The sequence below is a fragment of the Streptomyces sp. NPDC047315 genome (assembly GCF_040643215.1).
GTDB lineage: Bacteria > Actinomycetota > Actinomycetes > Streptomycetales > Streptomycetaceae > Streptomyces.
The window spans coordinates 141,724-167,304 of record NZ_JBEYTZ010000013.1 but is presented as its reverse complement, the minus strand read 5'-3'; the positions used below and the strand labels follow the sequence as shown (position 1 = coordinate 167,304).

The 25,581-nt window shown below is 72.7% G+C and carries 19 protein-coding genes; 14 read left to right on the top strand and 5 right to left on the bottom strand.

Annotated features, from left to right (window positions below; translation table 11 throughout):
- Positions 1-88 precede the first annotated feature (88 nt).
- From ABZ842_RS17715 to ABZ842_RS17690, 6 genes are all read left to right on the top strand, one after another.
- Positions 89-889: a carbon-nitrogen hydrolase family protein gene (locus ABZ842_RS17715; RefSeq protein ID WP_361537604.1), complete on the top strand. Its 801-nt coding sequence runs from the start codon at positions 89-91 to the stop codon at positions 887-889.
- Between the two features lie 7 nt (positions 890-896).
- The gene (locus ABZ842_RS17710; RefSeq protein ID WP_361537603.1) at positions 897-1,571 is read left to right on the top strand and encodes an RraA family protein; all 675 of its coding nucleotides are present in this window, start codon (positions 897-899) and stop codon (positions 1,569-1,571) included.
- A 53-nt stretch (positions 1,572-1,624) separates the two neighbouring features.
- Positions 1,625-2,344, top strand: a complete 720-nt coding sequence (locus ABZ842_RS17705) for a 3-keto-5-aminohexanoate cleavage protein (RefSeq protein WP_361537602.1) — start codon at positions 1,625-1,627, stop codon at positions 2,342-2,344.
- A gap of 399 nt (positions 2,345-2,743) precedes the next feature.
- Complete coding sequence (locus tag ABZ842_RS17700) at positions 2,744-3,442, top strand: HAD family phosphatase (protein WP_361537601.1); 699 nt, start codon at positions 2,744-2,746, stop codon at positions 3,440-3,442.
- 476 nt (positions 3,443-3,918) lie between these two features.
- Positions 3,919-5,640 carry a dihydroxyacetone kinase subunit DhaK gene (locus ABZ842_RS17695; protein WP_361537600.1) on the top strand — a complete coding sequence of 574 codons (1,722 nt, stop codon included), beginning with the start codon at positions 3,919-3,921 and terminating at the stop codon, positions 5,638-5,640.
- Positions 5,641-5,781: 141 nt separating this feature from the next.
- Positions 5,782-7,413, top strand: a complete 1,632-nt coding sequence (locus ABZ842_RS17690; protein WP_361537599.1) for a ubiquinol-cytochrome c reductase cytochrome b subunit — start codon at positions 5,782-5,784, stop codon at positions 7,411-7,413.
- A 70-nt stretch (positions 7,414-7,483) separates the two neighbouring features.
- Here ABZ842_RS17690 and ABZ842_RS17685 read toward each other — a convergent pair whose 3' ends face one another.
- The 3 genes from ABZ842_RS17685 to ABZ842_RS17675 all read right to left on the bottom strand — a co-directional run bounded on the left by ABZ842_RS17685 (position 7,484) and on the right by ABZ842_RS17675 (position 10,199).
- Complete coding sequence (locus ABZ842_RS17685; protein WP_361537598.1) at positions 7,484-7,876, bottom strand: cytochrome c oxidase subunit 4; 393 nt, start codon at positions 7,874-7,876, stop codon at positions 7,484-7,486.
- Positions 7,873-9,564: a cytochrome c oxidase subunit I gene (gene ctaD / locus ABZ842_RS17680; protein ID WP_361537597.1), complete on the bottom strand. Its 1,692-nt coding sequence runs from the start codon at positions 9,562-9,564 to the stop codon at positions 7,873-7,875. The genes ABZ842_RS17685 and ctaD overlap by 4 nt, the downstream gene beginning before the upstream one ends.
- A 149-nt stretch (positions 9,565-9,713) precedes the next feature.
- Positions 9,714-10,199 carry a MarR family winged helix-turn-helix transcriptional regulator gene (locus ABZ842_RS17675; RefSeq protein WP_361537596.1) on the bottom strand — a complete coding sequence of 162 codons (486 nt, stop codon included), beginning with the start codon at positions 10,197-10,199 and terminating at the stop codon, positions 9,714-9,716.
- A gap of 57 nt (positions 10,200-10,256) precedes the next feature.
- Between ABZ842_RS17675 and ABZ842_RS17670 the strand changes: the two genes are divergently transcribed.
- The gene (locus ABZ842_RS17670; RefSeq protein WP_361537595.1) at positions 10,257-11,093 is read left to right on the top strand and encodes an alpha/beta hydrolase; all 837 of its coding nucleotides are present in this window, start codon (positions 10,257-10,259) and stop codon (positions 11,091-11,093) included.
- Positions 11,094-11,178: 85 nt separating this feature from the next.
- Here the strand turns inward: ABZ842_RS17670 and ABZ842_RS17665 are convergent, their stop codons facing one another.
- A complete protein-coding gene (locus tag ABZ842_RS17665; RefSeq protein WP_361537594.1) occupies positions 11,179-12,819 on the bottom strand; it encodes a hypothetical protein in 1,641 nt (546 codons plus the stop codon).
- 258 nt (positions 12,820-13,077) lie between these two features.
- A complete protein-coding gene (locus ABZ842_RS17660) occupies positions 13,078-13,791 on the bottom strand; it encodes a YoaK family protein (RefSeq protein WP_361537593.1) in 714 nt (237 codons plus the stop codon).
- A 162-nt stretch (positions 13,792-13,953) separates the two neighbouring features.
- Here ABZ842_RS17660 and ABZ842_RS17655 point away from each other — a divergent pair, with 162 nt between their 5' ends.
- The 7 genes from ABZ842_RS17655 (at position 13,954) to ABZ842_RS17625 (ending at position 25,573) form a co-directional block, all read left to right on the top strand.
- The gene (locus tag ABZ842_RS17655) at positions 13,954-14,448 is read left to right on the top strand and encodes a RidA family protein (protein ID WP_361537592.1); all 495 of its coding nucleotides are present in this window, start codon (positions 13,954-13,956) and stop codon (positions 14,446-14,448) included.
- Positions 14,449-14,576: 128 nt separating this feature from the next.
- Positions 14,577-15,323 carry an FCD domain-containing protein gene (locus tag ABZ842_RS17650; protein ID WP_361537591.1) on the top strand — a complete coding sequence of 249 codons (747 nt, stop codon included), beginning with the start codon at positions 14,577-14,579 and terminating at the stop codon, positions 15,321-15,323.
- Between the two features lie 40 nt (positions 15,324-15,363).
- Positions 15,364-16,995: a gamma-glutamyltransferase gene (locus tag ABZ842_RS17645; protein ID WP_361537590.1), complete on the top strand. Its 1,632-nt coding sequence runs from the start codon at positions 15,364-15,366 to the stop codon at positions 16,993-16,995.
- Between the two features lie 422 nt (positions 16,996-17,417).
- Complete coding sequence (locus tag ABZ842_RS17640; RefSeq protein WP_361537589.1) at positions 17,418-17,741, top strand: hypothetical protein; 324 nt, start codon at positions 17,418-17,420, stop codon at positions 17,739-17,741.
- Positions 17,742-17,998: 257 nt separating this feature from the next.
- Positions 17,999-19,087, top strand: coding sequence for a hypothetical protein (locus ABZ842_RS17635; protein ID WP_361537646.1), 1,089 nt, complete (start codon positions 17,999-18,001; stop codon positions 19,085-19,087).
- A gap of 373 nt (positions 19,088-19,460) precedes the next feature.
- Positions 19,461-20,921, top strand: a complete 1,461-nt coding sequence (locus ABZ842_RS17630) for a hypothetical protein (RefSeq protein WP_361537588.1) — start codon at positions 19,461-19,463, stop codon at positions 20,919-20,921.
- Complete coding sequence (locus ABZ842_RS17625; RefSeq protein WP_361537587.1) at positions 20,918-25,573, top strand: FtsK/SpoIIIE domain-containing protein; 4,656 nt, start codon at positions 20,918-20,920, stop codon at positions 25,571-25,573. The genes ABZ842_RS17630 and ABZ842_RS17625 overlap by 4 nt, the downstream gene beginning before the upstream one ends.
- Positions 25,574-25,581 lie beyond the last annotated feature (8 nt).

Sequence of the window (25,581 nt, the reverse complement as noted above, 5' to 3'; positions counted from 1 at the left end):
CCGCCGCCCCGGACCCGTTCCGGGCCGCCAACGGCAGTGCACCCCGCACCCGCCGCACCCCGCCCCACCCGCACAAGGAGACACGGCCGTGAAGGTCGCCGCAGCACAGTTCGCCCCCACCGCAGACCCGGCGGCCAACCTCGCCGTCATCGAGGAGATGACCGCCGAGGCCGCCGCCGCGGGCGCCGAACTCGTCGTCTTCCCCGAGGAGTCGATGATCCCCTCCGACGCCCTGGACGAGAGCGCCGTCCCGCTCGGGGAGTTCGCCGTCACCCACTGGGGGCCCTTCCTCGAAGGGATCTCCCGCACCGCCCGCACCCACGGCGTCGCACTCGTCGCCGCCGGGTACGAGGACAGCGGCACGGCACTGCCGTACAACACCATGGCCGCCGTCGACGCCGGCGGCGAAGTCCTCGGCCTCTACCGCAAGATGCACCTGTACGACGCCTTCGACTACCGGGAGTCGCGGCACATCCAGCGCGGCGACACGGGCCCCGTCGTCGTCCGCATCGGCGACTTCAACGTCGGCCTGGTGAACTGCTACGACGTCCGCTTCCCCGAGTTCACCCGCTCCCTGGTCGAGATGGGCGCCGACCTGCTGGCGGTGTCGGCGGCCTGGGTGAAGGGACCGCTGAAGGAGGACCACTGGCGCACCCTGCTGCGCACCCGGGCCATCGAGAACACCTGCTGGGTCGTCGCGTCCTCGCTCACCACCCCCGACTGCATCGGCACGTCCATGGCCGTGGATCCGCTGGGCGTGGTGCGCGCCGCCCTCGGCGAGGAGGAGCGCTCGCTGCTCGTCGTCGACGCCGACAAGGACCGGATCGACCGGGCCCGCACGGTCCTGCCCGTGCTCCGCAACCGCCGCATCATCATCGGACCGAGGTGACCCCGCCGTGCCCCTGGACATCCGCGAACTGCCCGCCCCGCTGGACACCGCACTCGCCGAACGGCTGCGGACCGTCGACTTCCCCACCCTCGGCCACTACTTGGAGGAGGGGTTCTGCCACCCCGGGCTGCAACGCGTCGCCGGCCGCGGCAAGTTGGTCGGCCGCGCCGTGACGGTGCGCACCACCGCCACCGACTCCACCATGCTGCACCACGCCGCCGGCCTCGTCGGCCCCGGTGACGTGCTGGTCGTCGACACCGGCGGCGACCGCCGCCACGCTCCCCTGGGCGAGGTGCTGGCCAACGCCCTCGTCGGGCGCGGTGCGGCCGGCGCCGTGGTCGACGGCCTCGCCACCGACGTCGACGCCCTGCGGGAGGTCGGACTGCCGGTGTACGCCTTCGGGCGCACCGCGCTGACGACCAAGCTGCACGGCCTCGCCGACGGCTCGCTGTGCGCCCCCGTCACCTGCGGCGGCGTCCCCGTGCACCCGGGCGACCTGGTGCTCGGCGACGCCAACGGCGTGATCATCGCCCCGGCCGGTCGGCTCGCCGCCGTACTGGAGGACGCGATCGACGACGACGCGCAGGAACCCTCGCTCGTGGCCGAAGTGCGGCGCGGTGCGCCGCTGGGGTCGCTCACCGGCGCCACCGGCATGCTCCGAGGGCTGGGCGCGTTCGACTGAGCCGGCGCACCCGCCCGATTCTTTACCACCCCCGCACCCCCGAAAGGACCACCGTGTTCCTGAAAGCCGCCGTCAACGGCGGGCGCTCCCAGGCCGAGCACCCCACCGTCCCGGTCACCGCCGAGGAGATCGCCGCCGACACCGTCGCGGTCCTCGCCGCGGGAGCGGACGTCGTCCACTTCCACGTCCGCACCCCCGACGGCGGACAGACCATCCGCCCCGACGCCCTCGCCGAGGTGCTGAACGCCATCCGGGCCGTCGCCCCCGACGCCGTGGTCGGCACCACCACCGGCCTGTGGACCTGCTCAGGACCCGAGGAGCGCTACGCCCTGGTCGAGGCGTGGGACGTGCTGCCCGACTTCGCCTCGGTCGCCTTCAGCGAGCAGGGCGCGGCCCAGACCGCCGAACTCGTACGGGCGCGGGGCATGGTGCTGGAGAGCGCCGTGTGGACGATGGACGACGTCCCCGCCCTGCTCGCCTCGCCGACCCTGCACGACAACGTCCGCATCCTGATCGAACCCGTGGAGGAGGACCCCGTCGAGGCGGTGGCAGCAGCGCGCGCCATGGCGGAGCGCGTCCGCGCCGCCGGCGTCCGGTGCCCGATCCTCTACCACGGCGACGGCCCGACGGTGTGGCCGCTGGTCCGTGCCGCGGCCGAGGACGGGCACCAGGCCCGGATCGGCTTCGAGGACGGCACCACCCTGCCCGACGGCAGCGCAGCCCCCGACAACGCGGCGCTGGTATGGGCGGTGCACGAGCTGACGGCCGACTGAGCCAGGCCGTCGGCTCGCGCACGACGCGCGCCCCCGCGCCGGGGCGCAGCACAGCCCTCCCCGCCTTGGAACATATTCCGGAGGGAACGAGAATGCATCGATCACATGGCTGCTTTCCGGGGCGGGGTATCGGGATGATCCGGTATGCGGTATCCCTTTTCGATCCTGGGCGATGATAGGACTTGAGTGGCACGGGCTTCCGTGCCGCTCAATTTTCCGTTTGTGTCACTTTCTGAATCTTCGTTGACTTGTAGCTGTAGCGGGAAATAGCTTGCCAATAGTCGCTTTCTCGACTCTGGTACGGCCCGCCCATCGTGTGCGAACAAGCCGCGAGCCTTCCGGCGGGCCGATGGAATCCGGAGCTCGATCTCACTCCAGAACGCATGAAGGGGTGTTGGCATGCTGAAAAACAGAAGCCCGCGGTGGTCTCCGCGCGCGGTGGTCTTCGACTGTGACGGAACGCTGCTGGACAGCGAGAAACACTGGATGGACGCTCGACGGCATGTGCTCCAGGGTCATGGAGTGGCCCTGGACGAGAAGTTCGCCGAACTGGCACAGGGCGTCCACTACACGGAGTGCGGCCGACTGATGGCCACCTTGGTGGGCCGGCCCCGGCTCGCCGCCACCATGACCGACGAGCTGCTGCAAGCCTTCCGGGTCTTCGCCTCGGCCAGCCCCGTCACCTGCCCCGGGGCGCCCGCCCTCGTCGCGTCCGCGGCCAGCCGGGTGCCGCTCGCGGTCGCCAGCAACTGCCCCCAGGACGTGGTCGAGACCTGCCTGGAGTCCGCCGGGCTGCTGGGGCACTTCCGCCATGTGGTCGTGCCCGGGGGCGACGTCCGACCGAAGCCCGACCCCGACGTGTACGCGGAGGCGGCGTCCCGGTGCGCCGTCGCCCCCGCCTCCTGCCTCGCCCTTGAGGACTCGCTCTGCGGAATCCAATCGGCGGTCAGCGCCGGCATTCCGGTCATCGGCGTCGGCGAGAACCCCTCGCCGGAACACCTGCGACTCGCGGACGGCTGGGTCCCGTCCCTCGCGGACACGGAACTCATCGCCTGGGTCAGCGGCTGGGAGCAGTACGGCCCGTCCGGTGTGAACTGACCCGACGTGAACTGACCGTCACGGGAAAAGAAACAAACGGGGGACCGGGCGGAAACGCGCCGCCCTTCTTCGGCGAATGTCGCTTGCGGTCGAATTTCCCGCACGGCTCGCCCCGAATTTCCTAGAAAACTTCTTCGCGCTCATCTGGAATCGGCAGGAACGCCGATCCCATGCCTTTGTGCACTCAACCGCTTCCACCACCTCGGGGCACCCGTTCGGGCCCGTTCGACCCGTACGCCTCGCTCGTCGACCGGCCGTCGACCGCCGTCGATCCCCGCCCCGGTCCCATCCCGGGACGGGACCCGCCAGTCGACTTACGATCGCCTCGTGGAGGAGGAGCGCGGGCCCCGGCACCGCCTCGCCCGCCTTCGGCGAGCGTTGCGCCGGCCGCCCGCGCGGGCGGCCCCGCGCACCCGTGGTCGCGCGGGCGGGCAGCGGCGCTTTCGCGCCGGTGCCGTCACCCGGTTGGAGGCACGATGAGTCACTTCCTACCCGAAGAAGAGGTCGTCCTGACGGCGTGCCAAGGGCTGGCCCTCACCTATCCGGGGATCGGCCTGTGCGTCGAGCCGCTGTACCTGCTGGCCACCCGACCGGCCCCACAGCGCCGCGTCGCCCTGGTGGCCGGCGGCGGCGCCGGCCACGAACCCCTGCACACCGGTCTGCTGGGCCGGGGCGGGCTGGACGCCGTCGTCCCCGGCGCGGTCTTCACCTCGCCGGGCAGCGCACAGATAGCCGCGGCCACCCTGGCCGCCGCCCTGCTGGGCCAGCGCGACGGCGTCCTGCACATCGTGAAGAACTACACCGGCGACCGGATCAACTTCGCCCTCGCCGCCGACCAGATACGAGCCGCCGGCATCCCCGTCGCCGAGGTTGTCGTCGACGACGACCTCGCCACCGACCGAGCCGCAGCGGGGCGGCGCGGCACCGGAGCCACCGTCGTGGTGGAAAAGCTCCTCGGCGCACTGGCCGACCAGGGCACCGACCTCGACCAACTCGCCGAACTCGGCGCCCAGGTCGCCGCGGCCTCCCGCAGCCTCGCCGTCTGCGCCCGCGCCCACACCTCGCCCGCCGACCGCGCACCCGCCTTCCACCTGCAACCCAGAGAGCTCGACTACGGCATCGGCATCCACGGCGAGCGCGCCGCGCACACCCTCGCCGGACGCCCCTCCGTGGACCTGGTCGTCACCCGCATGCTCGACGAACTCCTCGCCAGCGTCCCCACCGGCCCCTACGGCGTCATCGCCGTCATCTCCAGCCTCGGCGGCACCAGCGACCTGGAACTGCGCATCATCAGCGCCCTCGTACACCAGGACCTCACTTCGCGCGGCATCCACGTCCACGCGCTGGCCGCCGGCACCTACGTCACCGCCCTCGACATGGCCGGCTTCAGCATCACCCTCACCGGCCTCGCCCCCGGCTGGGCCGGCCTGTGGGACCTGCCCACCGACACCCCGCTGCGCCTGCCGGGCTCCGCCGCGTCCACGACCACGACCCTCGCGCCGCCCACCCACACCCCGTCCACCACGGCCCGCACCGGGACGCCCCAGCCGGCGCGCAACGGCGGTCGCGCCTTCCTCGACGAACTCCACAAGATCGCCACCCACGCCCACGTCGACCTCACCCGACTCGACCAGGCCACTGGAGACGGCGACTTCGGCGACAACTTCTGCGGCGGCGTCACGGCGGCCGTTGCCCTGGCCGACCGTGCCGGCCTCGCCGGGACCACCGCACTGGCCGACACCTTCCGCGACCACGTCGGCGGCTCCAGCGGCCCCCTCTTCGGCATGCTCTTCACCGCCCTGGCCCCCAGCGCCGACCACGTCCCGGCAGACATCCCCGCCCTCGCCGCCGCCCTGCGCCGCGCCCTGACCCGCATCACCGCCATCGGCGGCGCCCGCCCCGGCGACTGCACCCTCGTCGACGCCCTCGCCCCCGCCGCCGACGCCCTCGCCGTCACCCCACCGGCCGAACCCGGACGCGCCCTGACCGCCGCCGCACATGCCGCGATCGACGGCGCCCGGCGCACCGCGGCGCTCACCGCCCGCCGCGGCCGGGCGAGCTACACCGGTTCCCACTCCGAGGGGCTGCCCGACCCCGGCGCCGTCGCGATCGCCCTCGTCCTCACCGCCCTCGCGCACGTCCACGAACCCCGACTCGCCGGGGACCTGCCCGCCCTCCCCGACATCATCCGGTGCTGAAGCCGGTGTCGACGGATCGCCAAACGGACCCGTCACCCCGGGTGTCACCACCCGCGTCCGGCGCATTCCGTGATCCCATGGACACCTGATGTGACAACCAGTCAGGAGCGTCGGTCCGGGGGACGTAGGGAAGGTCTCGGGATGGAGCAGCCGGCACGCCCCACGCGCCCCCGCCCGCCCGGCGAACGGCTGGTCGACTGGGCCGACGGACGCCTGCCGCTGTACGAAGCGGCCCGCGCCGCCCTGCGCAAGGCGTTCCCCAACCACTGGTCCTTCCTGCTGGGGGAGCTGGCCCTGTACAGCTTCGTCGTGCTGGTGCTGACCGGGGTCTTCCTCACCTTCTTCTTCGACCCGTCCATGGAACCCTCGGTGTACGAGGGCTCCTACCGGCCGCTGCAAGGCGTGGTGATGTCACAGGCGTACGCCACCACGCTGGAGCTCAGCTTCGACGTCCGCGGCGGGCTGCTGGCCCGCCAGATCCACCACTGGGCCGCGCTGCTCTTCCTGGCGTCCATCGCGGCCCATCTGCTGAGGGTGTTCGTGACCGGCGCCTTCCGCCGCCCCCGCGAGCTGAACTGGGTCGTCGGGGTGACGATGTTCCTGCTCGCCATGGTCGAGGGGTTCGCGGGCTACTCCCTCCCCGACGACCTGCTGTCCGGCACGGGCCTGCGCACCGCGCAGGGCATCATGCTGTCCGTGCCGATCGTCGGCACGTACCTCTCCTTCCTCGTCTTCGGCGGGCAGTTCCCCGGCGACGACATCGTGCCCCGGCTCTACGCCGTCCACATCCTGCTCGTCCCCGCGCTGCTGGTCGCACTGATCGCCGTGCACCTGGCGCTGATCGTGTACCTCAAGCACACCCAGTGGGCCGGCCGGGGCAGGACCGCACGGAACTCCGTCGGCGAACCCGTCCTTCCGCGCTACCTGGCGAAGTCGGGCGCGCTGTTCTTCCTCGTCTTCGCGATCCTCGCGGTGCTCGGGGCGATCGCGCAGATCAACCCCGTCTGGGCGTACGGCCCCTACCGCGCCGACCAGGTGTCCACCGGCTCCCAACCGGACTGGTACGTCGGTTTCCTCGAAGGAGCCCTGCGACTGATGCCCGGGGTGGAGACCCGTCTGTGGGGCCACACCCTGTCCTGGAACCCGCTGCTGCCCGGAGTGGTGCTGCCGGGACTGCTGTTCCTGGTGCTGTACGCCTATCCCTTCTTCGAACGGTGGATCACCCCCGGCACGGGCGAGCGGCACCTGTGCGACCGGCCGCGCGACCGACCCGTACGGACCGGGCTGTGCACGGGGGGCGTCGCGGCGTACGCGGTGCTGCTGCTCGCCGGTGCGCAGGACGTGATCGCCTTCGTCTTCGACGTCCCGGTCCACGCGCTGACCTGGACGCTGCGGGTGGGCCTGGTGGTCCTGCCGCTGCTGGCGTTCTGGCTGGCCAGACGGCTGTGTTTGGGGCTACAGGAACGCGAGGGGCGGCGGCTGGTAAGCGGCGACGGCACCGGCGGCGTACGGCAGTCCGCCGACGGCGGATACCACCCGGAACACCGTTCCGTCCCGCCCGAGCAGCGGTACGCGGCACTGGTCAGGGAACTCCCCGCGCCGCTGCCGGCGCCCGACTCCCTGCCGGCCGAACGCCCCTGGCAGCGCTGGACCCGAAGGCTGCGGCGTGGGCTCAGCACCTGGTACTACGGCGACGCTGCCGGCCGGATCGCCCCGCAGGAGGAGAGGGAACGGGTCCTGGTCGGCCCGACGCGCCATGACGGACGGGAGTGACCCGAGAATCGGGAGCGATCCGACGGCCGGAGCGACGAGTCACACGGCAGCGGCCCGACGGCGGCACCGTTCAGTCCGCTTCGTCGTGGCCGCCGAAGACGAAGCCGTAGACCCCGGGCACCAGGACGCCGACCCCGATCAGGAAGATCCACAACCCCTTGACCACCCCGAGTCCGAGGAGGGCGAACCCGGCAGCCGCGGTCACCGGCGCGTAGCTGTGCGGCCGGGGGAAGGAGAACCGGCGCCCCGCCGTGTCCTGGACCTGGGCGTCTTTGCGGTCCTCCGGGCGGGGCTGCGTCCGCAGCCGCTGCCGCCACAGGAAGGCCGAGATCAGGGCGGTCATCGCGAAGGACACCAGCAGCGCCGACAGGCCGGCCGGCTCGTGGGCGAAGACCCCGTAGACCACCGCGACGCCGAGGAAGAAGCCGGCCGTCGCGGTGAACAACCACGCCTCGCCCCTCACTGCACGCCCTCCTCGGCGCCCGACCGTGCCCCCGCGCCGGACGCTTCGGGATGGTGCAGGTCGAAGGCGGGCGAGTCCGAGCGGATGCGGGGCAGTGCGTGGAAGTTGTGGCGCGGCGGGGGAGAGCCCGTCGCCCACTCCAGGGAACGCCCCCACCCCCACGGGTCATCCAGGGTGACGCGCACGCCGCGGGCGGCCGTCCGCCAGACGTTGTAGAGGAAGACCAGCGTCGACAGCCCGAGGACGAAGGACCCGATGGTGGAGAGGGTGTTCAGGGCGGTGAAGCCGTCGCCCGCCAGGTAGTCGGCGTAGCGGCGGGGCATGCCCTGCTCCCCGAGCCAGTGCTGGACCAGGAAGGTGAGCTGGAACCCGACGAACAGCGTCCAGAAGTGGACCGCGCCCAACCGCTCGTCCAGCATCCGACCGGTGAGCTTGGGCCACCAGAAGTAGAAGCCGCCGAAGGTCGCGAAGGCGATGGTCCCGAACAGCACGTAGTGCAGGTGCGCCACGACGAAGAAGCTGTCCGTCAGATGGAAGTCCAGCGGGGGCGAGGCCACCAGGACCCCGGTCAGCCCGCCGAGGAGGAAGGTCACCAGGAAGCCGATGGCCCACAGCATCGGCGTTTCGAAGGAGAGGGACCCCTGCCACATCGTGCCGATCCAGTTGAAGAACTTCACCCCCGTCGGCACGGCGATCAGGAACGACATCAGGGAGAAGAAGGGCAGCAGCACCGCGCCCGTGGCGAACATGTGGTGCGCCCAGACCACGGCGGACAGACCCGTGATGGCGATCGTGGCGCCCACCAGCCCCACGTAGCCGAAGATCGGCTTGCGGCAGAAGACCGGCAGGATCTCCGAGACGATCCCGAAGAACGGCAGCGCCACGATGTAGACCTCCGGATGGCCGAAGAACCAGAACAGGTGCTGCCACAGCAGGGCGCCGCCGCTCGCCGCGTCGAAGACCTGGGCCCCGAACTTGCGGTCGGCCTCCAGCACCAGCAGGGCGGCGGTCAGCACGGGGAAGGCGAGCAGGGCCAGCACCGAGGTGAAGAGCACGTTCCAGGTGAAGATCGGCATGCGGAACAGGGTCATGCCCGGGGCCCGGAGGCAGATGACCGTGGTGATGAAGTTGACCGAGCCGAGGATCGTGCTCAGCCCGGACACGGCGAGCCCCATCACCCACAGGTCGGCGCCGACGCCGGGCGTGTGGTCGGCGCTGTTCAGCGGCGCGTAGGCGAACCAACCGAACGACGCGGCCCCGCCGGTGGTGAGGAACCCGGCGACCACCAGCAGCCCGCCGAAGAGGTACACCCAGTAGGTGAAGGCGTTCAGCCGGGGGAACGCCACGTCGGGGGCGCCGATCTGCAAGGGCATGATCACATTGGCGAAGCCGGTGAAGGTCGGCGTCGCGAACAGCAGCATCATCACGGTGCCGTGCACGGTGAACAGTTGGTTGTACTGCTCGGCCGAGACGATCTGGAGCCCGGGCCTCGCCAACTCCGCCCGCATCACCAGCGCCAGGGCGCCGGCGAACAAGAAGAACGCGAACGAGGTCGTCAGGTACATCCGGCCGATGGTCTTGTGGTCCGTCGTCGACAGCAGGTCGAGGAACCGAACGCCGCGGGCCGCGCGCCGGTGCGTCCCTTCGGTCGCGACCCCGCCCGGTGGCCGGCGGTCCACCTCGGTCATCCGTCCTCCCGGGCTCGGCACGCGTACGACGACGTCCGGGCCCATGAGACACCGCGGGTCCCTCCGTGCGCCGGACGACGTGCCGCAGTGCGCCGCCGTCACCCGGCTGACCGCGTCGAAGCATGCCGCCGGGGGGGGGGGCTTACGGATCAGTCGGACTCCGCCTGCTCGTCCCCCTCGTTGAAGAGCGTGAGCATCTGGCCCAGCACCTTGACGCACGCCGCGATCTCGGCGTCGGTGAGGTCGCCGCCGGTGCGGCGCAGCACCTGCTTCTCCCGGTCGGTGACGGCCGTGATCGCCGCCAGCCCCTCGTCGGTGAGCCGGATCAGGGGGGAGCGCCGATGGGCCGGGTTCGCCACGGTCTCCACCCACTGCCCGGCCGCCGCGTCGTGCACCATCCGCTGGACGAACTGCCTGCTCAGCTCCTGCGTACGGCTCATCTGAGGAACGGTCAGGGGGCCCTGCTCCCGCAGCAGGTCGAGGACGGCCCGCACCCCGACCGACAGGCCCTGGGACGGGGCGGTCTGCTCCACCTTGCGCAGCACCCGTCGGTAGAGGAGTCCGACCAGGCCCAGCACTTCCACGAGGTGGTCGGCGAGGTCGTCGGGCGGCAAGGGCTCTGAGGTCTTGGGCACCCGACCATCATGACACCTCGGTTGTCATTCTTCGACCGTCATGACACCTTGGTTGTCATGACTGACGTACCCGCGAACACCGGCATGCAGGAGTTCCGCACCGAGGACGGCGTGCTCTCCTACCGCGACTGCGGCACGGGCGACGCCCTCGTGCTGCTGCACGGCGGCTTCCTGGACCACACCATGTGGGAGGCGCAGATCGACTTCTTCGCCCGCTCCCACCGGGTGATCGCACCGGACGCCCGGGGGCACGGCGGCTCCGCCAACGCCACCCGGCCCTTCCGCCACACCGACGACGTCGCCGCCCTGCTGCGCCACCTCGGCTGCGCACCCGCGGTCGTGGTCGGGCTGTCGATGGGCGGCGGGATCGCCACCGACACCGCCCTCGAACACCCCGACGTGGTGCGGGCCCTGGTGGTCAGCGGGGTGGGCACCAGCGAGCCCGACTTCAAGGACCCCTGGACGATGGGCGTGCTGGCGGACTTCCAACGGGCGCTCGCCGAGGGCGATGCCGCGGGCGGCATCGAGCGCTTCCTCGACTTCGCCGCCGGCCCCCACCGCACGCTCGCCGACGTCGCGCCCGAGGTCGTCCACGCCCTGCGGCAGATGGCGTGGCGCACCCTGGCCAAGCACAGCGGCGGGGAGTCGGTGCCCATGGTGGCGGTGACCCGGACCTGGGAACGGCTGCCCGGGATCGCGGTTCCCACGCTCGCGCTCAACGGCGGCATGGACTCCTACGACCACCTGCGGATGGCCGGCCGGCTCGCCCGTGAGGTCGCGAACGGCCGGACGGCGGTGGTCGAACGGACGGCCCACTACCCGAACATGGAGCGGCCCGAGGTCTTCAACGAGGTCCTCGCCGAGTTCCTCAAGGAGCTGCCCGACGCCCCGTGACCTCGCGAAGGGCGGGCCCCTGCCGTACGCGAAGCGGCCGGTGCCCACCCCCGACCGAAGGGGGAGCACCGACCGCTTCGCCGACTCACCTGCGGGCGGCCGGCTCCGGCGGCCGGACGCCGGGGACCCTCGCGGCTGCGGCCTCGGCCCGTACCGCCCTGCGGAACTCACCGCTGCGGCCGGCGCAGTCCGCGCAGATCGCGGGGGAGCCCGCCGCGGACGGGTCCCGGTCCATCTCGGCCGCGATGTACGAGTGGTCGCACCGGTGGCAGCGGATCCGGGCCTCCCAGATGTCGGCCACCTCATCCCTCGGGTCCGAGCCGCGGTCGAGCACCGGGGAGCGCGTCAGCCGCAGCGCGAGCAGGTACAGCCCGATGCTCAGGACGAACGTCAGCGGCGAGGACCACGTCGTGCCGAACGTGCCGGTGAACTCCAGCACCAGGATGCCGGTGAGGGAGGACACCAGCCAGACCGCGGCGCCCGGGGCGATGGACCTCACCCGGCCCGGCCGGAACTCCGGCAGGCCGTCCCGGTCCCCGTTGCGGTGCAGCGCGAGGTGCGTGAGCACGATGCCGACCCAGCCCACGACGAAGGCGCCCTGCCAGGCCAGCGCGGTGAGGACGTAGCTGAGCACGTCGGTGAGCATGATCAGGTAGGTCACGACGCTGGCCAGCGCGAGGGCCACCACGCGCGGCACCCGGACGTGGAACAGCCGGGCGACGGCGGCCTCCAGGTTCGTCGACGCCACGTAGTAGTTCGCGGTGTTGATGCGGGACTGCGTCAGCCAGACGACGCCGAGGCCCCACACCCCCATCAGCGCGACGACGGTGTCGCCGATCGCGGTCTCGGTCGGCATGCCGACGGCTCCGGCCGCGAGCACCAGGAAGATGCCGATGAGGCCGTTGACGAAGTAGCAGAAGAAGTAGAAGACCGGGCCGAACGTGACGACGCCGTGGAACTTCGCGTCCTCGCGCTTGCCGAAGCGGCCGAAGTCGATCGTGTACATCATGAACACGAACACGCCCATGTACACGAAGAACGCGTACAACCAGCCCGGGGCGCCGAGGTCGGGCATGACGTCCGGGGTGTGGGTGAGCCAGCCCGAGGGCTTGTACTCGCGGGCGGCGAGGATCACCACGATGATCAGGCCGGTCCAGTACAGCGGCAGCAGGGCGCCGTTGAACTTGTCGAGCCAGCGGCGCACCCCGCCGATGACCATGGGGACGTTGCTCAGGATCGAGATGGCGTACCAGACCTCGATCGTGAAGGCGCCGGTGTAGGCGTGCAGCGCGTGCGCGATGACGGAGCCCTCGAACACCGCGTAGTAGATCGCGGTTGCGGCCAGCACGAGCGGCGCCAGCACCGAGCCGATCGAGCCGAAGATCCGCTGCGACAGCAGGGCCACCGTCAGCCCGGTGCGGGCGGCGTAGCGGGAGAAGACGTAGTTCACCGTGCCGAACACGGCGACCGCGAGCAGGATGCCGATCAGGGTGTTGACGGTGCCCACGGTCACCGCCAGGGTCGCCGCGGTGACGAGGTAGAACATCCCGCTGACCAGGGCGTACCAGGTCATGGCCAGGGACAGCCGCCCGCTGCGCCAGGTCAGCGGGACGATGTGGGTCGAGTAGTCCTCGTTGGCGGCCTCCTTGACGACCCGGGGGTCGTCGGTGAAGGACACGTCCAAGGGGGCGGGCGGGGCGGAGACGTCCGGGCGTGGTGAGGTCACGGGGAGTCCTTGGGAGACGGCCGCCTTTGGGGGAGAGCGGGTGCGGGGCGCCGGGTGCCGGCGGGCGGGCGAAGCGGTGAACCCGGTTCGCCCGCCCCGCGGCGAGCGCGGCGCGGGGGCGGCTTGGTCGGCCCCGGGGCCCTCCGGCAGGGCGGGCCTCGTGCGGCCAAAGGTGTGGCCCGATACCGCTGCTTGTCAACGACCTCGCAGTAAAATGGGGGTCAGACAACGGAAAACATTAGTTGATCTCGCATTCAACTACGGATTTCGTCGCACGGAGTGGAGGCGGGCGCCCAGTGTGAGTGTCACCGCGACGAGCGCCGGAGCGATCAGGGCTGCGGCCGTGGGGGAGTGCCGCAGGGCCAGCGCGCCCGCCAGGGCGCCGAGAACCAGGGCCAGCAGGACGCCGAGCCGACGCGGAAGGTGCGCCGCCGAGCCGTGCGAAGCGGCTTCCGCGACCGAGGTCAGGGTCCCGGTGACGAACGTGGTGGTGATCCCGCCGAGCGCCACGCGCCGGGCGCACGCCGTCTGCACCCCCATCGCCAGCGCCGACAGGCTGACCAGGCCGACGTCCGCCACTTCGCCCGGCCGGCCGTCCACGGCTGCCCACCCGGCGAGGAAGGCCAGCTGGCACACGAGGCTCACCGCCAGCGCGGCCGTGATGCGGGGCGGCCACACCGCGTCCTTCGGCAGGTCGCGGGTCATCAAGAAGGCCACCACCAGCCCGGCGGTGAAGGCCGCGGTCGCCGCGGCGGCGCGCGCCACGTGCAGATCCACGCCGTGGGACCCCGCGATGCCGAGCAGGACGAGGTTGCCCGTCATGTTGGCGGTGAAGACCCCGCCGAGGCCGAGGTAGGCCACCGCGTCGGTGGCTCCGGCCGCGACGGTCAGCAGGAGCGGAAGGACGTCGGCGAGGCGCCGCACCGCACGGTCGCGAGGGTCTCCGAGCCGGTCCGCTGGCTGATTTTGCATGGTGCCGTTCCTCGGGGTCTGGGGCCGTCGTCGACGACGTGCCGACGACGACGGGGGTTGACATGGGGGAAAACGTGACCAAACAATAAACCCACTTGGTCGGACCATCTGACTATCTTGGCCCACCGGCAGGGCCAACACGATCCCGAAGGCACGATCTCCATGGCTCAAAACGATCCCGAGACCCGCGTTCGCGAACTGGGACTCGTCATCCCCGACTTCTCCGCCCGGCCCTACTACGGCGCCGAGTACGGGTCCATGAAGCCCCACCACATCAGCGGCAACCTGCTCTTCCTCGGCGGCCACACCGCCGACGACGCGGACGGCAACGTCCGCCACCCCGGACGGCTCGGCGCCGACGTCACCGTCGAAGAGGGCTACGAGGCCGCCCGCCTCACCGCGCTCAACTGCCTGGGCGGCATCCGCTACGCCCTCGGCTCGCTGAACCGCGTCAGCTCCCTTGTACGCTCACTGTGTTTCGTCGTCAGCACGCCGGAGTTCGAGGACGTGCACAAGGTGTCATCGGGCGCGACGGACCTCTTCCGCGAGGTCTTCGGACCCGAGGCGGGCCTCGGCGGCCGGGCCACCATCGGCGTGATGAGCCTGGCCCGCCGCAGCTGCTTCGAGAACTGGCTCACCGTCGAGATCGACGACTGACCGCGTCCGTGCCGCGGCCCGCGCAACCGCCGCCCGGCGGACGCGCGGCCGTGTGCCCGGGCAACACCCCGCCCGCACCCGGCGGCGCCCACCCCGCGCCGTACGGCCCCGACCGGAAAGGCCCCCCGGTGCCCCTCGACTGGACCCTCATCGCCCCCGAGGCCGCGCTCGGCCCCGACCGGCTCGCCGGACGCCTCCAGGGACTCATCGAGGACGGCCGGCTGGCCCCGGGCACCCGCATCCCGTCCGAGCGCGAACTCGCCGAGAAGCTCCGGATCTCCCGGGCCTCGGTACGCGAAGCGCTGCGGGAGCTGGAGCTGCGCGGGCTCGTCGACCGCAAACCGGGCCGGGGCACCATCGTCACCGGCGCCGAACGACCCGATCTGCACGCCCGCCAACTCGGCGACATGGACGACGCGGCCCGGCTCGTCCACGAAGTCATGGACCTGCGCTCCGCCGTCGAGCCGCCCGTCGCCGCGCGCGCCGCGGTCCGGGCCACCCACGGGGACCTCCAACACCTCGCCGACCTGCTGTCCCGCGCGGAGGCCGAGCGCGAACGCGACAACCTCACCGCGCTGATCGAACTGGACGGCGCCTTCCACGTCGCCGTCGCGAAGGCCGCGCACAACCCCATGCTCACCCGGCTCCTCGAAGCCACCAACGAATGGGTCGGCCCCTCCCGCGACCCCCAGTACCAGTCCACCGAACGCCTCGCGACCTCCCTGCGCGCCCACCGCCGCATCCTCGCCGCGATCATCAGCCACGACAGCGAGGCCGCGGCCCAGGCCATGGCCGACCACCTCGTCGAGGTGCAGGGAATGATCATCGACACGCTGGAGCACGGCGGCCCCGCGCCCGCGCACCCGGGGACCTGACCGGACCCATCGCCCGCCGCCCCCTCAGGAAGCCATCCACATGCCCGTCGCACCTCCTTCCCCCGTCCACCCTGCGTCCCCCGGCGGGGCCGGCCCCGCACCGTACGGACTGGCCGCCCCGCACGCCCTGGCGACCGAAGCGGGGGCCGCCGTACGCCGGGCGGGCGGCAACGCCGTGGACGCCGCCGTCGCCGCCGCCGTCGCCCTCACCGTCGTCTACCCGCACCAGTGCGCCGTCGGCGGCGACCTCGTCGCCCTGGTCGCGCTGCCCGACGGACGCGTCGTCTCCGTCAACGGCAGCGGCGCGGCAGCCGCGGCTGCCGACCCCACGGCCGTGACCGGCCCGCGGATGCCCGTCACCGGACCGCTCACCGTGACCGTCCCCGGCGTCGTCGCCGGCTGGGCCACCCTCCACCGCATCGCCGGACGGCTGCCGTGGGAGCGGCTGTTCGCCGACGCGATCGACTACGCCCGCCAAGGGGTGCCGACCGCACCCGGAGTCGCGACCGCACTGCGCTCAGAAGCACCGCTGCTGACGGCCGACCCGGGGATGCGCGCGGTGTTCTTCCCCGACGGCACGCCCCTCGCCGAAGGCAGCCCACTGCGCCAACCCGCGCTCGCCGACACCCTCGCCCGGCTCGCGAGCGAGGGACCGGCCGCCCTGTACGAAGGCGAACTCGGCGCACGACTCGTCGCCACGCTGCGCGCCATCGGCTCCCCGCTCACCCCCGACGACTTCGCCCGCCACGCCACCGAGACCGGCGAGCCCCTGTCCGCGGTCTTCCACGGCGAGGAGTACCTGACCGCGCCGCCCAACTCGCAGGGCCTGCACCTGCTGCAAGCCCTCGGGATCGTGGCCCGCCTCCCCATGGACGCCCAACTGCTCGGCGCGGACGCCGATCTGACGGCCCGTATCTTCGACGCGGTCACCCGTGACCGGGACCGGCACCTGGCCGACCCGCGGCACGTGGACGTGCCCGTCGCCGAACTGCTGGGCGGGGCGCACCTGGACCGGCTCGCCGCCGAGGTGCGCAGCGCCCCGCGCCCCACCGCTGCCGAACTCGGCGCCGTACGCCGCAACGAAGCCGTCCGGCCCAGCGGCGACACGGTCGCCGTGGTCGCCGCGGACGACGAGGGGTACGCGGTCTCGCTGATCCAGAGCCTCTTCCACAGCTTCGGCTCCGGCATCCTCGACCCGACGACCGGGATCGTGCTGCACAACCGGGGCTCCTTCTTCGACCTCGCACCCGACGCCCCGAACCGACTGGCGGGCGGCAAGCGCCCCGCCCACACCCTGATGCCGGTCCTGACCCGCCGCGACGGCGCGGTCACCGGCGCCCACGGCACCATGGGCGGCAAGGCGCAGCCGCAGATCCACACCCAACTGGCGCTGCGGATCGCCGCCGGCGACGGCCCGGCCGAAGCCCTCGGCCGACCCCGCTGGGTCATCGGCGGCCTCGGCGTCGACGAGCCGGCACAGGTGGCCTCCGTCGAAGGCGCCGTACCTCAGGACGTCGTCACGGCACTGACCAGGGGCGGCTACCGGGTGGACGTCTGCGCTGACCAGGACGAGCAGGTCGGCCACGGCCAACTGGTTCGCCGCAGCCCCTCGGGAACCGGCTTCGACGCCGGGACGGACCCGCGCAGCGACGGTTCCGTGAGCGTGGCCTGACGCGCCCGTCGCTCGGTCCGGGCGTGCGGTTGGTCCGGACGGAGCGGCAGGGGTCTCATCCGCGACCGTGGACGACCATCACCGGGCAGGCCGCGCGGTGCAGCGCCGCGTGCGCGACGTGCCCGATGCGTGCCGCGTGCCGCCGCCCAGTCGAGCGCCGCCAGGGCAGCGTCCGAGCCGTCGACACCCACGACGATCGGATCGCTCACCGCTCGTCCCTCTCGTCGCACCTCTCGCACCCTTCGTATCCCGTACGAATTTTATCCACGAAGGCCGCGCCGCAGCCAGAGAGCCCGCCACGGAATGACGTCCGCCTACCACGCACGGTGAGCAGGCCCCTGGTAATGAAGGGGACTTCACGGGCATCCTGGACGGATCGGGAGGCCGTGAGGTGCCTGCCGCGCACCAGGAGGGGGCATCACATGGCCAGCAGAACCGTCAGGACACTCGTCGCCCTGGGAACGATCACGGCGCTCGGCGCCGCCGTGACACCGAACGCCCACGCGGCGACGGGACAGTTCACCTATCACACCCAGCCCGGGAACGCGGCGCGGACCCTGACCGACCCCATGGACGACAACTGCTACCCGGTCGGTCGCAACGCCCGGGGACAGGTGGTCAACAACACCGACCGCAGGGCGATCCTGTACGTCGAGAAGAACTGCCGCCTGGCGACGGCGGAGGAACTCGATCCCGGCCAGTGGGTCATCGACACCACCTTCCAGTCGGTGAAGTTCACCCCTTGACGTCACGGCGCGGGCCGTCACCGCGGCGCTCCGGCGGTGCGGTCGGCACGCGCCGGGGTGGCGGAAACGTACCTGCTACGGTGGCCGGACGAGGCCCCGGATCGCACTCTTCGTGCGGTAGGTCCGGCGTGTTGCTCTGTCGACGTCCTGCACGTCGAGTGCCGCGCCTCAGTCGACCGGGTCTCGCGTGCCCTGCACCCACACGCGAAGGATTTGTCTTGCCGCAGGAGCAGAACGCCGTCCTTGGACCGCCCGATCTGCACACGGTGACGAGACGTCAGGCCGCTCCGGCCGAGGAAAGGGATGCCTTCCTGGACAATGCCAAATACCTGTTGATCCTCCTGGTGGCGGTCGCGCACGCCTGGGAGGTCGTGGAGACCACCCGGGCCACCAAAGCGCTGTACGTGCTCGTCTACGCGTTCCACATGCCCGCGTTCATCATCCTCTCCGGCTACCTGTCGCGGAGCTTCGCAGGACGGCCGCGTCAACTCCGGCGCCTCGTCTCCGGCATCGTGGTGCCCTACATCGTCTTCGAGACGGCGTACTCGCTGTTCAAACGGTACGCGGGAGGCGCTCCGGACCATCCGATCAGCCTCCTCGACCCGTGGTTCTTGACCTGGTTCCTGGGCGCGCTGTTCATCTGGCGCGTCACGACCCCGCTGTGGCAGTGGCTGCGACAGCCCCTGCCGCTCGCCCTGGGCGTCGCCGCGCTGGCCTCCGCGTCACCGGCCATCGGGGAGGACCTCAACCTCCAACGGGTCCTCCAGTTCCTGCCGTACTTCGTCCTCGGACTGTGCCTGAAGCCCGAACACCTGGCCCTCGTACGACACCGCCGCGTGCGGCAGTTGGCCGTACCTGCGTTCGTCGTCGCCGGTGGCTTCGCGTACTGGGCCGCCACCCGCGTGGAGACCGGTTGGGTGTTCCGCAACAGCAGCGCACAGGAACTCGGCGCGTCCTGGTGGGTCGGCCCGCTGATGACGGCCGCCCTGTTCGGCGGCGCACTGCTGCTGACGGCCGCGTTCCTGGCCCTGGTTCCGACGCGGCACATGTGGTTCACGGCGCTGGGGGCCGGCACGATCTGCGGCTACCTGTTGCACGGCTTCCTCATCAAGGGGGCCGAGTACGCAGGTGTCTTCGAAACGGTCGGCTGGCTGCACGAACCTCTGGGCAAGGTCGTGCTGTCCGTGGTCGTCGCGATCGCCGTCACTCTGATGTGCACCCCGCTGGTCCGCCGAGTGCTCAAACCGGTGACCGAGCCGGACCTGTCCTGGGCCTTCCACCGGGAGCCGGCCCGCGACCGCGTACCGCCCGCGGTGTCCGTCGCCCGGGCGGCACCGCGACCGTGACCGAGGGATTCCGTACGTTCGGACGGCCCGTCTGCCCGAGCGTACGGAATCCGAGTGCGCTGCGCCCGCCCCGACGGCGGCGGCACGGCCGGAACGCGGTGACCGGGAACACCGTCCCGCCCACGATGTGGCGTGCACTCAGCAGGCAATGACGGGACATCAGGCAACCCGAGCGCTGGATTTCCGCTCTACGCCATGGGCGTCGTCATCGCCTGGCGCAAGTCCATGGCCGCGGCGACGACGGACGCCCGCACCCCCAGGAGCACCACGCTCCGTCCTCCCGTCCGCCGCTCACCGAGGTTGCCGTGTCCACCCACTCGTCTGGACGTCCCGATCGCCCCGCCAAGGGCGCCGACACAGTCCGGAGCCGCCCGTGAACCCCGCGGCTCCCACCGGGGCACCCGCTCTCGCGCTTCCCCTGCCCGACCAGCGGTCCTCGTTCGTCCTCGCGGGCATGGCCGTCGTCCTGGTCGGGCTGATCTGGCTGCTGATCCGGGCGATCCGGCGCCAGGGCGGCTTCCGTCCCGCGTGCCGTCGCCTGGCCTGGGAAGCGCGGATGACCTGCCGCGCCTTCGCCGAACCCGTCCGCGTACGCAACGCACACCGGCGCCGCATCCGTACCCTGACCGCGTTCCTCGCCGATCCCGCCGCGCCCGTCCTGGTCGACCGTGTCCTGAACGGCGCACGGCAGTCGGCGGGTCAGGGGTGCGAGGCGCCGGCGGTGCTGGTCGCCGCCGACCGCCGGGAGTGCACCGCCGTCATCGCCGGGCGTGACCCCCGGCCCGTCGACTCGCCCTGGCGCGAGGACTCCCCGGGGAACGGGCTTCGCACCCGTTCGGTGACCGCGGGCGAGATCTCCACCGTGCCGCCCGGAGCACCGTCCCGCCCGACCCTCCCGCTGGTCCTCGGCACCGACAGGCTCTCCGGGGCGACCGTCGTCGCCGACTGGGCGTGCGGCCCGTCGGTGATCAGTCTGGAGGGCGACACACGGCTGGTGCGTAGCGTCCTCCAGGCGTTGGCGGCCCAACTCGACCTCGCAGCACACGGTCCGCGGGTCGAGATCGCCCGAGGGGTCCACCCCCGCTGGCCCGGCCGCGATCTCGACGCGGTCCTCGACGCATGGGAGACCGCCGCTCCCTCGGGGGAAGCGGAGGAGGCCGCGCCGCCGGTCCTCGTCTGTTGGACGCCGACCGGGAGTCAGCGGGCGCGACTGGCCGCCCTGGCCGCCCGAGGCCGGGTCCGCGCCCTCGTCGGAGGCCGCTTCCCAGGGGCCTGCTGGAGCCTGCACGCCGAAACAGGCGGGCGGCTCATCGGCCCGGGACTCGGCGTCGACGCGGAGGCAGCCGCGCTCGGCCAGGCGGTGGCAGCCGGCATCAGACGGTACCGGCGTCGGAACGCCGGGTGGTGGGACGCGCGTCCCGAACCCCCCTCGCTCGCCGAAGAGTTGGACGACGGCGACGGACCCGGCCCCGACGCTCCCGCCCCGGGTCCCCCGGCTCGACCCGAGCCGGAACCCCCTGCCGTCGTCGGGGAAGGCCCTGGTGCGACGGCGGCGGGCGTCGACGCAGCGGCAGCCCGGCAAGAGGCCGGCGGGCGCGCGGCGGAGTCCCCGGCCTCATCCGCGTACCTCCCAGCCGCCGGCGCCGACGACTTCAGCGAACCCGACACCGGGCCGGCCCCCTCGGCCGCCCCGGCGAGCGAACCCGGGCCGCAGCCCCCGGTCCGGATCGACCTCCCGGCCGAGCCCGCCCAGACGCCCGCAGGCGCAACCCGGCGCCCCGGTGTATCCGCCGCCTCCCGCACCCCGTTGGAACGGACACCCGAACACCCGTGAGACTCTTCGTCAGCCTCCATGACCCGGCGTCGGGACACCCCGACCGGGACCGAGAGATCCTGCTGGACGCCCCCGGCGCCACCAGCGTCGCCACCCTGGCCGCCGGACTCGGCGGCACGGACGGCACGGCCACCCCGGACGGCCCTGTCGGCGCTCCGGTGCTCCACCTCGGTGACCGTGCCCTCCCCGCGGACCTCCCGCTCGCCGCCACCGGCATCCGCGACGGCGCCCGGCTCGGGCTCGGAGCCCCCGCCCCCGCCGTACCGGCCGACTACGGCGCGGACCGCGGCGAGCTTCCGCCGCCCTCCCGCACCCCGGACGGCGAACGCCTGCCGCGCGCCCCGCACGTCGAACTGCAACTCGTCGGCGGACGCGGAGCAGGACGCTCCTGGCGCCTCGCCCCGGGCACCCACGGCATCGGCCCGCTCCCCGGCAGCTCCGTCCCCCTCGAAGGGCGCGACGTCCCCCCGACCGGGGCGCGGATCACCGTCTGCCCCGACGGCTCCGTGCTCCTGCACGCCGGAGCCGGTGAAGAGCACGCCGTGCTCTCGCTGCCCGAGCCCCCGCCGGACCGACCGCGCGCCGACGCCGTACCCCTGCCGCCCGAGCCGCCGGAACCGCTGCCCGACCCCGCGGCCGACACCGCCGACCCCCTCCCGCCGGGCTGGTGCCGCTGGCCCCTGGGCGGCGAACTGGTCCTCGGCGAGTTCCTCCTGAGGGTCGCGCGGCCCACCGAGGCGGACGCCGCCGTCGCCACCTCCGCCGACGGCGCCCACCTTGACTTCAACCGTCCACCGAGGATCGTCCCGCCGCTGCTGCCGGAGCGCTTCGCCCTGCCGGCACCGCCCGTCCCGCCCAAACACCGGCCGATGCCCCTGCTGATGATCCTGGCGCCCCTGGTGCTCGGCATCTGCATGGTGGTGTTCCTGAAGTCCTACTTCTTCCTGATCTTCGCGCTCTTCAGCCCGGTCCTGGCCCTCGCGGGCCATCTCAACACCAAGCGCAGCGGCTGGCTCGACTACGTCGAGGGCGCCGCCGGCTACCGGGCCCGGCGCTCCTCCCTCGAAGAGGACGTACGGGCCAAGGTGCACCGCGAACGCACCCTGCGCGGCGAGGCCGCACCCGACCCGGCCACCGCCGGACTGTGGGCCGTCGGCCCCGGCGCCCGGCTCTGGGAACGCCAGCGCAGCCACCCCGACCACCTCCACCTCCGCGTCGGCACCGTACGACAGCCCTCCCTCCTCACCGTCGACGACGCCGCCCGCGAGGAGAACCACCGGTCCGTCAACTGGGACGTCCCCGACGCCCCGATGGCCGTGGACCTCGCCGCCGACGGCGTCCTCGGCATCACCGGCGAACACGATTCGGCCGCAGCCCTCGCCCGCTGGACCGTCGCCCAAGCCGCGATCCTGCACTCCCCGCGCGACGTCCGGATCACCGTCCTCACCGACGCGGCCGGCGCCCCCGGCTGGGAGTGGGTCCGCTGGCTGCCCCACGCCCGCCCCGGCAAGGGCGGCGCCGGCGCACCCCCCGGCGGCGGACCCGCGGTCACCCTCGGCAACGACCCCGAGACCGTCGCCAACCGGGTCACCGAACTCGTCTCCACCGTACGGGCCCGGATCCGCGCCCGGGGCTCCGCCATGAGCGGCGCCCTCCTCAGCGAACCCGACGTCCTGGTCGTCCTCGACGGCGCCCGGCGGCTGCGCGACGCACCCGGAATGATCCAGGTCCTCAAGGAGGGGCCCGCCGTCCGGGTCTTCCTGATCTGCGTGGACCGCGAGGAACGGATGCTCCCCGAGGAGTGCGTGTCCGTCTGCTCCGTGGGCGCGCGGGAACTCACCCTGCGCCGCACCGGGAAGGCCGACGTCACCACCGCCCGGCCCGACCTCGTCGACACCCAGTGGTGCGAACGGATCGCCCGCGCCCTCGCCCCGGTCCGGGACGTCACCCCCGACGGCACCGACGGCCTGCCCCCCACCGTGGGGCTGCTCCAACTGCTCGACCTCGAACCGCCCACCGGAGCGGATCTGGTACGCCGCTGGGAACAGCGCCCCGCCTCCACCGGCATCCGACTCGGCACCGGCTACTCCGGACCCGTCACCTTCGACCTGGTCAAGGACGGCCCGCACGCCCTGGTCGCCGGCACGACCGGAGCCGGCAAGTCGGAACTCCTCCAAGCCCTGGTCGCCTCACTCGCGGCGGTCAACCGCCCCGACGAGATGACGTTCGTCCTCGTCGACTACAAGGGCGGCAGCGCCTTCAAGGACTGCGTACGGCTGCCCCACACCCTCGGCATGGTCACCGACCTCGACAGCCATCTGGTGGAACGCGCACTGACCTCCCTCGGCGCCGAACTCACCCGCCGCGAGCACGTGCTGGCCGCCGCGTCGGCCAAGGACCACTCCGAGTACCGGGCCCTGCGCCGCCGCAACCCCTCCCTGGCACCGCTGCCCCGGCTGCTGCTCATCATCGACGAATTCGCCACCCTCGCCCGCGACGTCGAAGAGTTCATCCCCGGCCTCGTCTCGATCGCCCAGCGCGGACGCTCGCTCGGCATCCACCTCGTCCTCGCCACCCAGCGCCCCGCCGGAGTCGTCACCGCCGACATCCGCGCCAACACCAACCTGCGGATCGCGCTGCGCGTCACCGACGCCGGAGACAGCCTGGACGTCCTGGAGGCCAACGACGCCGTCACCATCTCCGCCGACACCCCCGGCCGGGCGCTCGCCCGGATCGGGCACCGCTCCGTGCTCCCCTTCCAGACCGCCTACGCGGGCACCCTGCGACCCGGCAGCGGGTCGCAGCCCGACGAACCGCAGCCGCGCACCGTCGCTGTGGGCGAGATCTGGACCGCCGACGTCGACTGGTCCCGGCTCGGCCGCACCGCCCCCGAACCAGGGCCGGGGCACGCGGTCGAAGACGAGGCCGACGTGACCGACGATCCGCACGCCCCCACCGATCTGACCGCCCTCGTGGACGCCGTGTGCGAGGCCACGAACACCCTCGGCATCGAGCCCCGGCCCAGCCCCTGGCTGCCCCCGCTGCCGCACCGGCTCACCCTGGACGACCTGCCCGAACGACCGGACCGGCCCGCAGGATCGCTCGCCCCCGTGCCGTGGGCGCTCGCCGACCTCCCCGACGGTCAGTGCCAACAGCCGCTGGAACTCGACCTCGACTCCTTCGGACACCTCTACGTACTGGGCACCCCGCGCTCCGGGCGCTCCCAGGTGCTGCGCACCATCGCCGGCGCCCTGGCCCGGCGACACTCCACCGCTGACGTCCACCTGTACGGGATCGACGCCGCCGGCGGTGCCCTCACCGCCCTCACTTCGCTGCCGCACTGCGGCGCCGTCGTCCCCCGCACCGATCTGGAACGGCTGGGCCGGCTGCTCAGCCGGCTGATCGCCGAGACCGCACGGCGCCAAGAACTCCTCACCGCCCGCGGCGTCGCCACCCTCGCCGAGCTGCGCTCCCTCATCCCGGTGGCGGAGCGTCCCCCGCACGTCCTCGTCCTCGTCGACGGCTGGGACTCGCTGGTCGCCCTCCTCGGCGAGCAGGACGGCGGCCGGCCGGTGCAGGAGCTGACCGCGCTGATCCGCGAGGGCGCCCCGCTGGGCGTCCACGTCGCCGCCACGTCGGAACGCGCCCTGCTCGCCGGGAAGGTCGCCGCCCTCAACGACGAGCGGATCCTGCTGCGGATGACCGACCGCAGCGAGTACACCCTCGCCGGCATCCCCGCCAAACAGGTCCCCGCCGCGGTGCCGCCGGGACGCGGCTGGCGCGGCGGCAGCGGCACGGAAGTCCAGGTCGCCCTGTTGAGCGCGCCTTCCGGCGGCGCCCCGGTGGGCGGACGCGACCAGACGACGGCCCTGGCGGAGATAGGCGACCGGGCCGCACGGCGCGACCGCGCCCTGCCCGACGCACTGCGCCCCGCCAAGGTGCTCACCCTCCCCAGGGAGGTCTCCTTCACCGACGCCTACGACCGGCTGGACGACGCCAGGCGCCGCCCCCTGTGGGGCCTACTTGGCATCGGCGGAGACGAACTCGACCCGCTGGGCGTGGACTTCGCCGCCGACGCACCGTCCTTCCTCATCAGCGGACCGCCCGGCACGGGGCGGTCGACCGCGCTGGCCTCACTCGCCGTCTCCCTGCTGGCGAGCGGCACCCGGGTGGTCGTCCTCACCCCGCGCGAGTCCCCGCTGCGAGCCCTGGCCCGCCACCCCCAGGTGACCGTCCTGGACCACCCCGACCCCCTCGAAGACGAGGTGCGGGCCGCACTGGAGGCGGGCGGCGGGCCCGCCGTGGTGATGGTCGACGACGCCGACCTCCTCGCCCAACTCCCCGCCGCGGACCAGGTCCTGCGGGAGACCGTGGCCACCGGCCGGGACCGGGCCATCGGACTGGTCGCCGCGGGCACCCCGGAGACCCTGACGTCCGCCGGCATCGGCTGGCTGGGGCAGGCCCGCCGGCTGCGCAAGGGCATGCTGCTGGCGCCGCAGTCCCCGAGCGAGGGCGACCTGCTCGGTCTGCGGGTGCCGTACGACCTGCTGCGGTCCAGGCCGGTCCCGGGGCGCGGACTCACCGTCGACCCGGCGACGGGCACCCTGGTGTCGGTCCTGGTGCCGCGCACCGAACTGCGGTCGGAAGGATGACCAAGGGC

Excerpts from the sequence above, each read along its gene's own strand:
- ABZ842_RS17700 (WP_361537601.1), top strand. The coding sequence starts at position 2,744 with ATGCTGAAAAACAGAAGCCCGCGGTGGTCTCCGCGCGCGGTGGTCTTC.
- ABZ842_RS17695 (WP_361537600.1), top strand. The coding sequence starts at position 3,919 with ATGAGTCACTTCCTACCCGAAGAAGAGGTCGTCCTGACGGCGTGCCAA.
- ABZ842_RS17690 (WP_361537599.1), top strand. The coding sequence starts at position 5,782 with ATGGAGCAGCCGGCACGCCCCACGCGCCCCCGCCCGCCCGGCGAACGG.
- ctaD (WP_361537597.1), bottom strand. The coding sequence starts at position 9,564 with ATGACCGAGGTGGACCGCCGGCCACCGGGCGGGGTCGCGACCGAAGGG.
- ABZ842_RS17670 (WP_361537595.1), top strand. The coding sequence starts at position 10,257 with ATGACTGACGTACCCGCGAACACCGGCATGCAGGAGTTCCGCACCGAG.
- ABZ842_RS17660 (WP_361537593.1), bottom strand. The coding sequence starts at position 13,791 with ATGCAAAATCAGCCAGCGGACCGGCTCGGAGACCCTCGCGACCGTGCG.
- ABZ842_RS17655 (WP_361537592.1), top strand. The coding sequence starts at position 13,954 with ATGGCTCAAAACGATCCCGAGACCCGCGTTCGCGAACTGGGACTCGTC.
- ABZ842_RS17645 (WP_361537590.1), top strand. The coding sequence starts at position 15,364 with ATGCCCGTCGCACCTCCTTCCCCCGTCCACCCTGCGTCCCCCGGCGGG.
- ABZ842_RS17640 (WP_361537589.1), top strand. The coding sequence starts at position 17,418 with ATGGCCAGCAGAACCGTCAGGACACTCGTCGCCCTGGGAACGATCACG.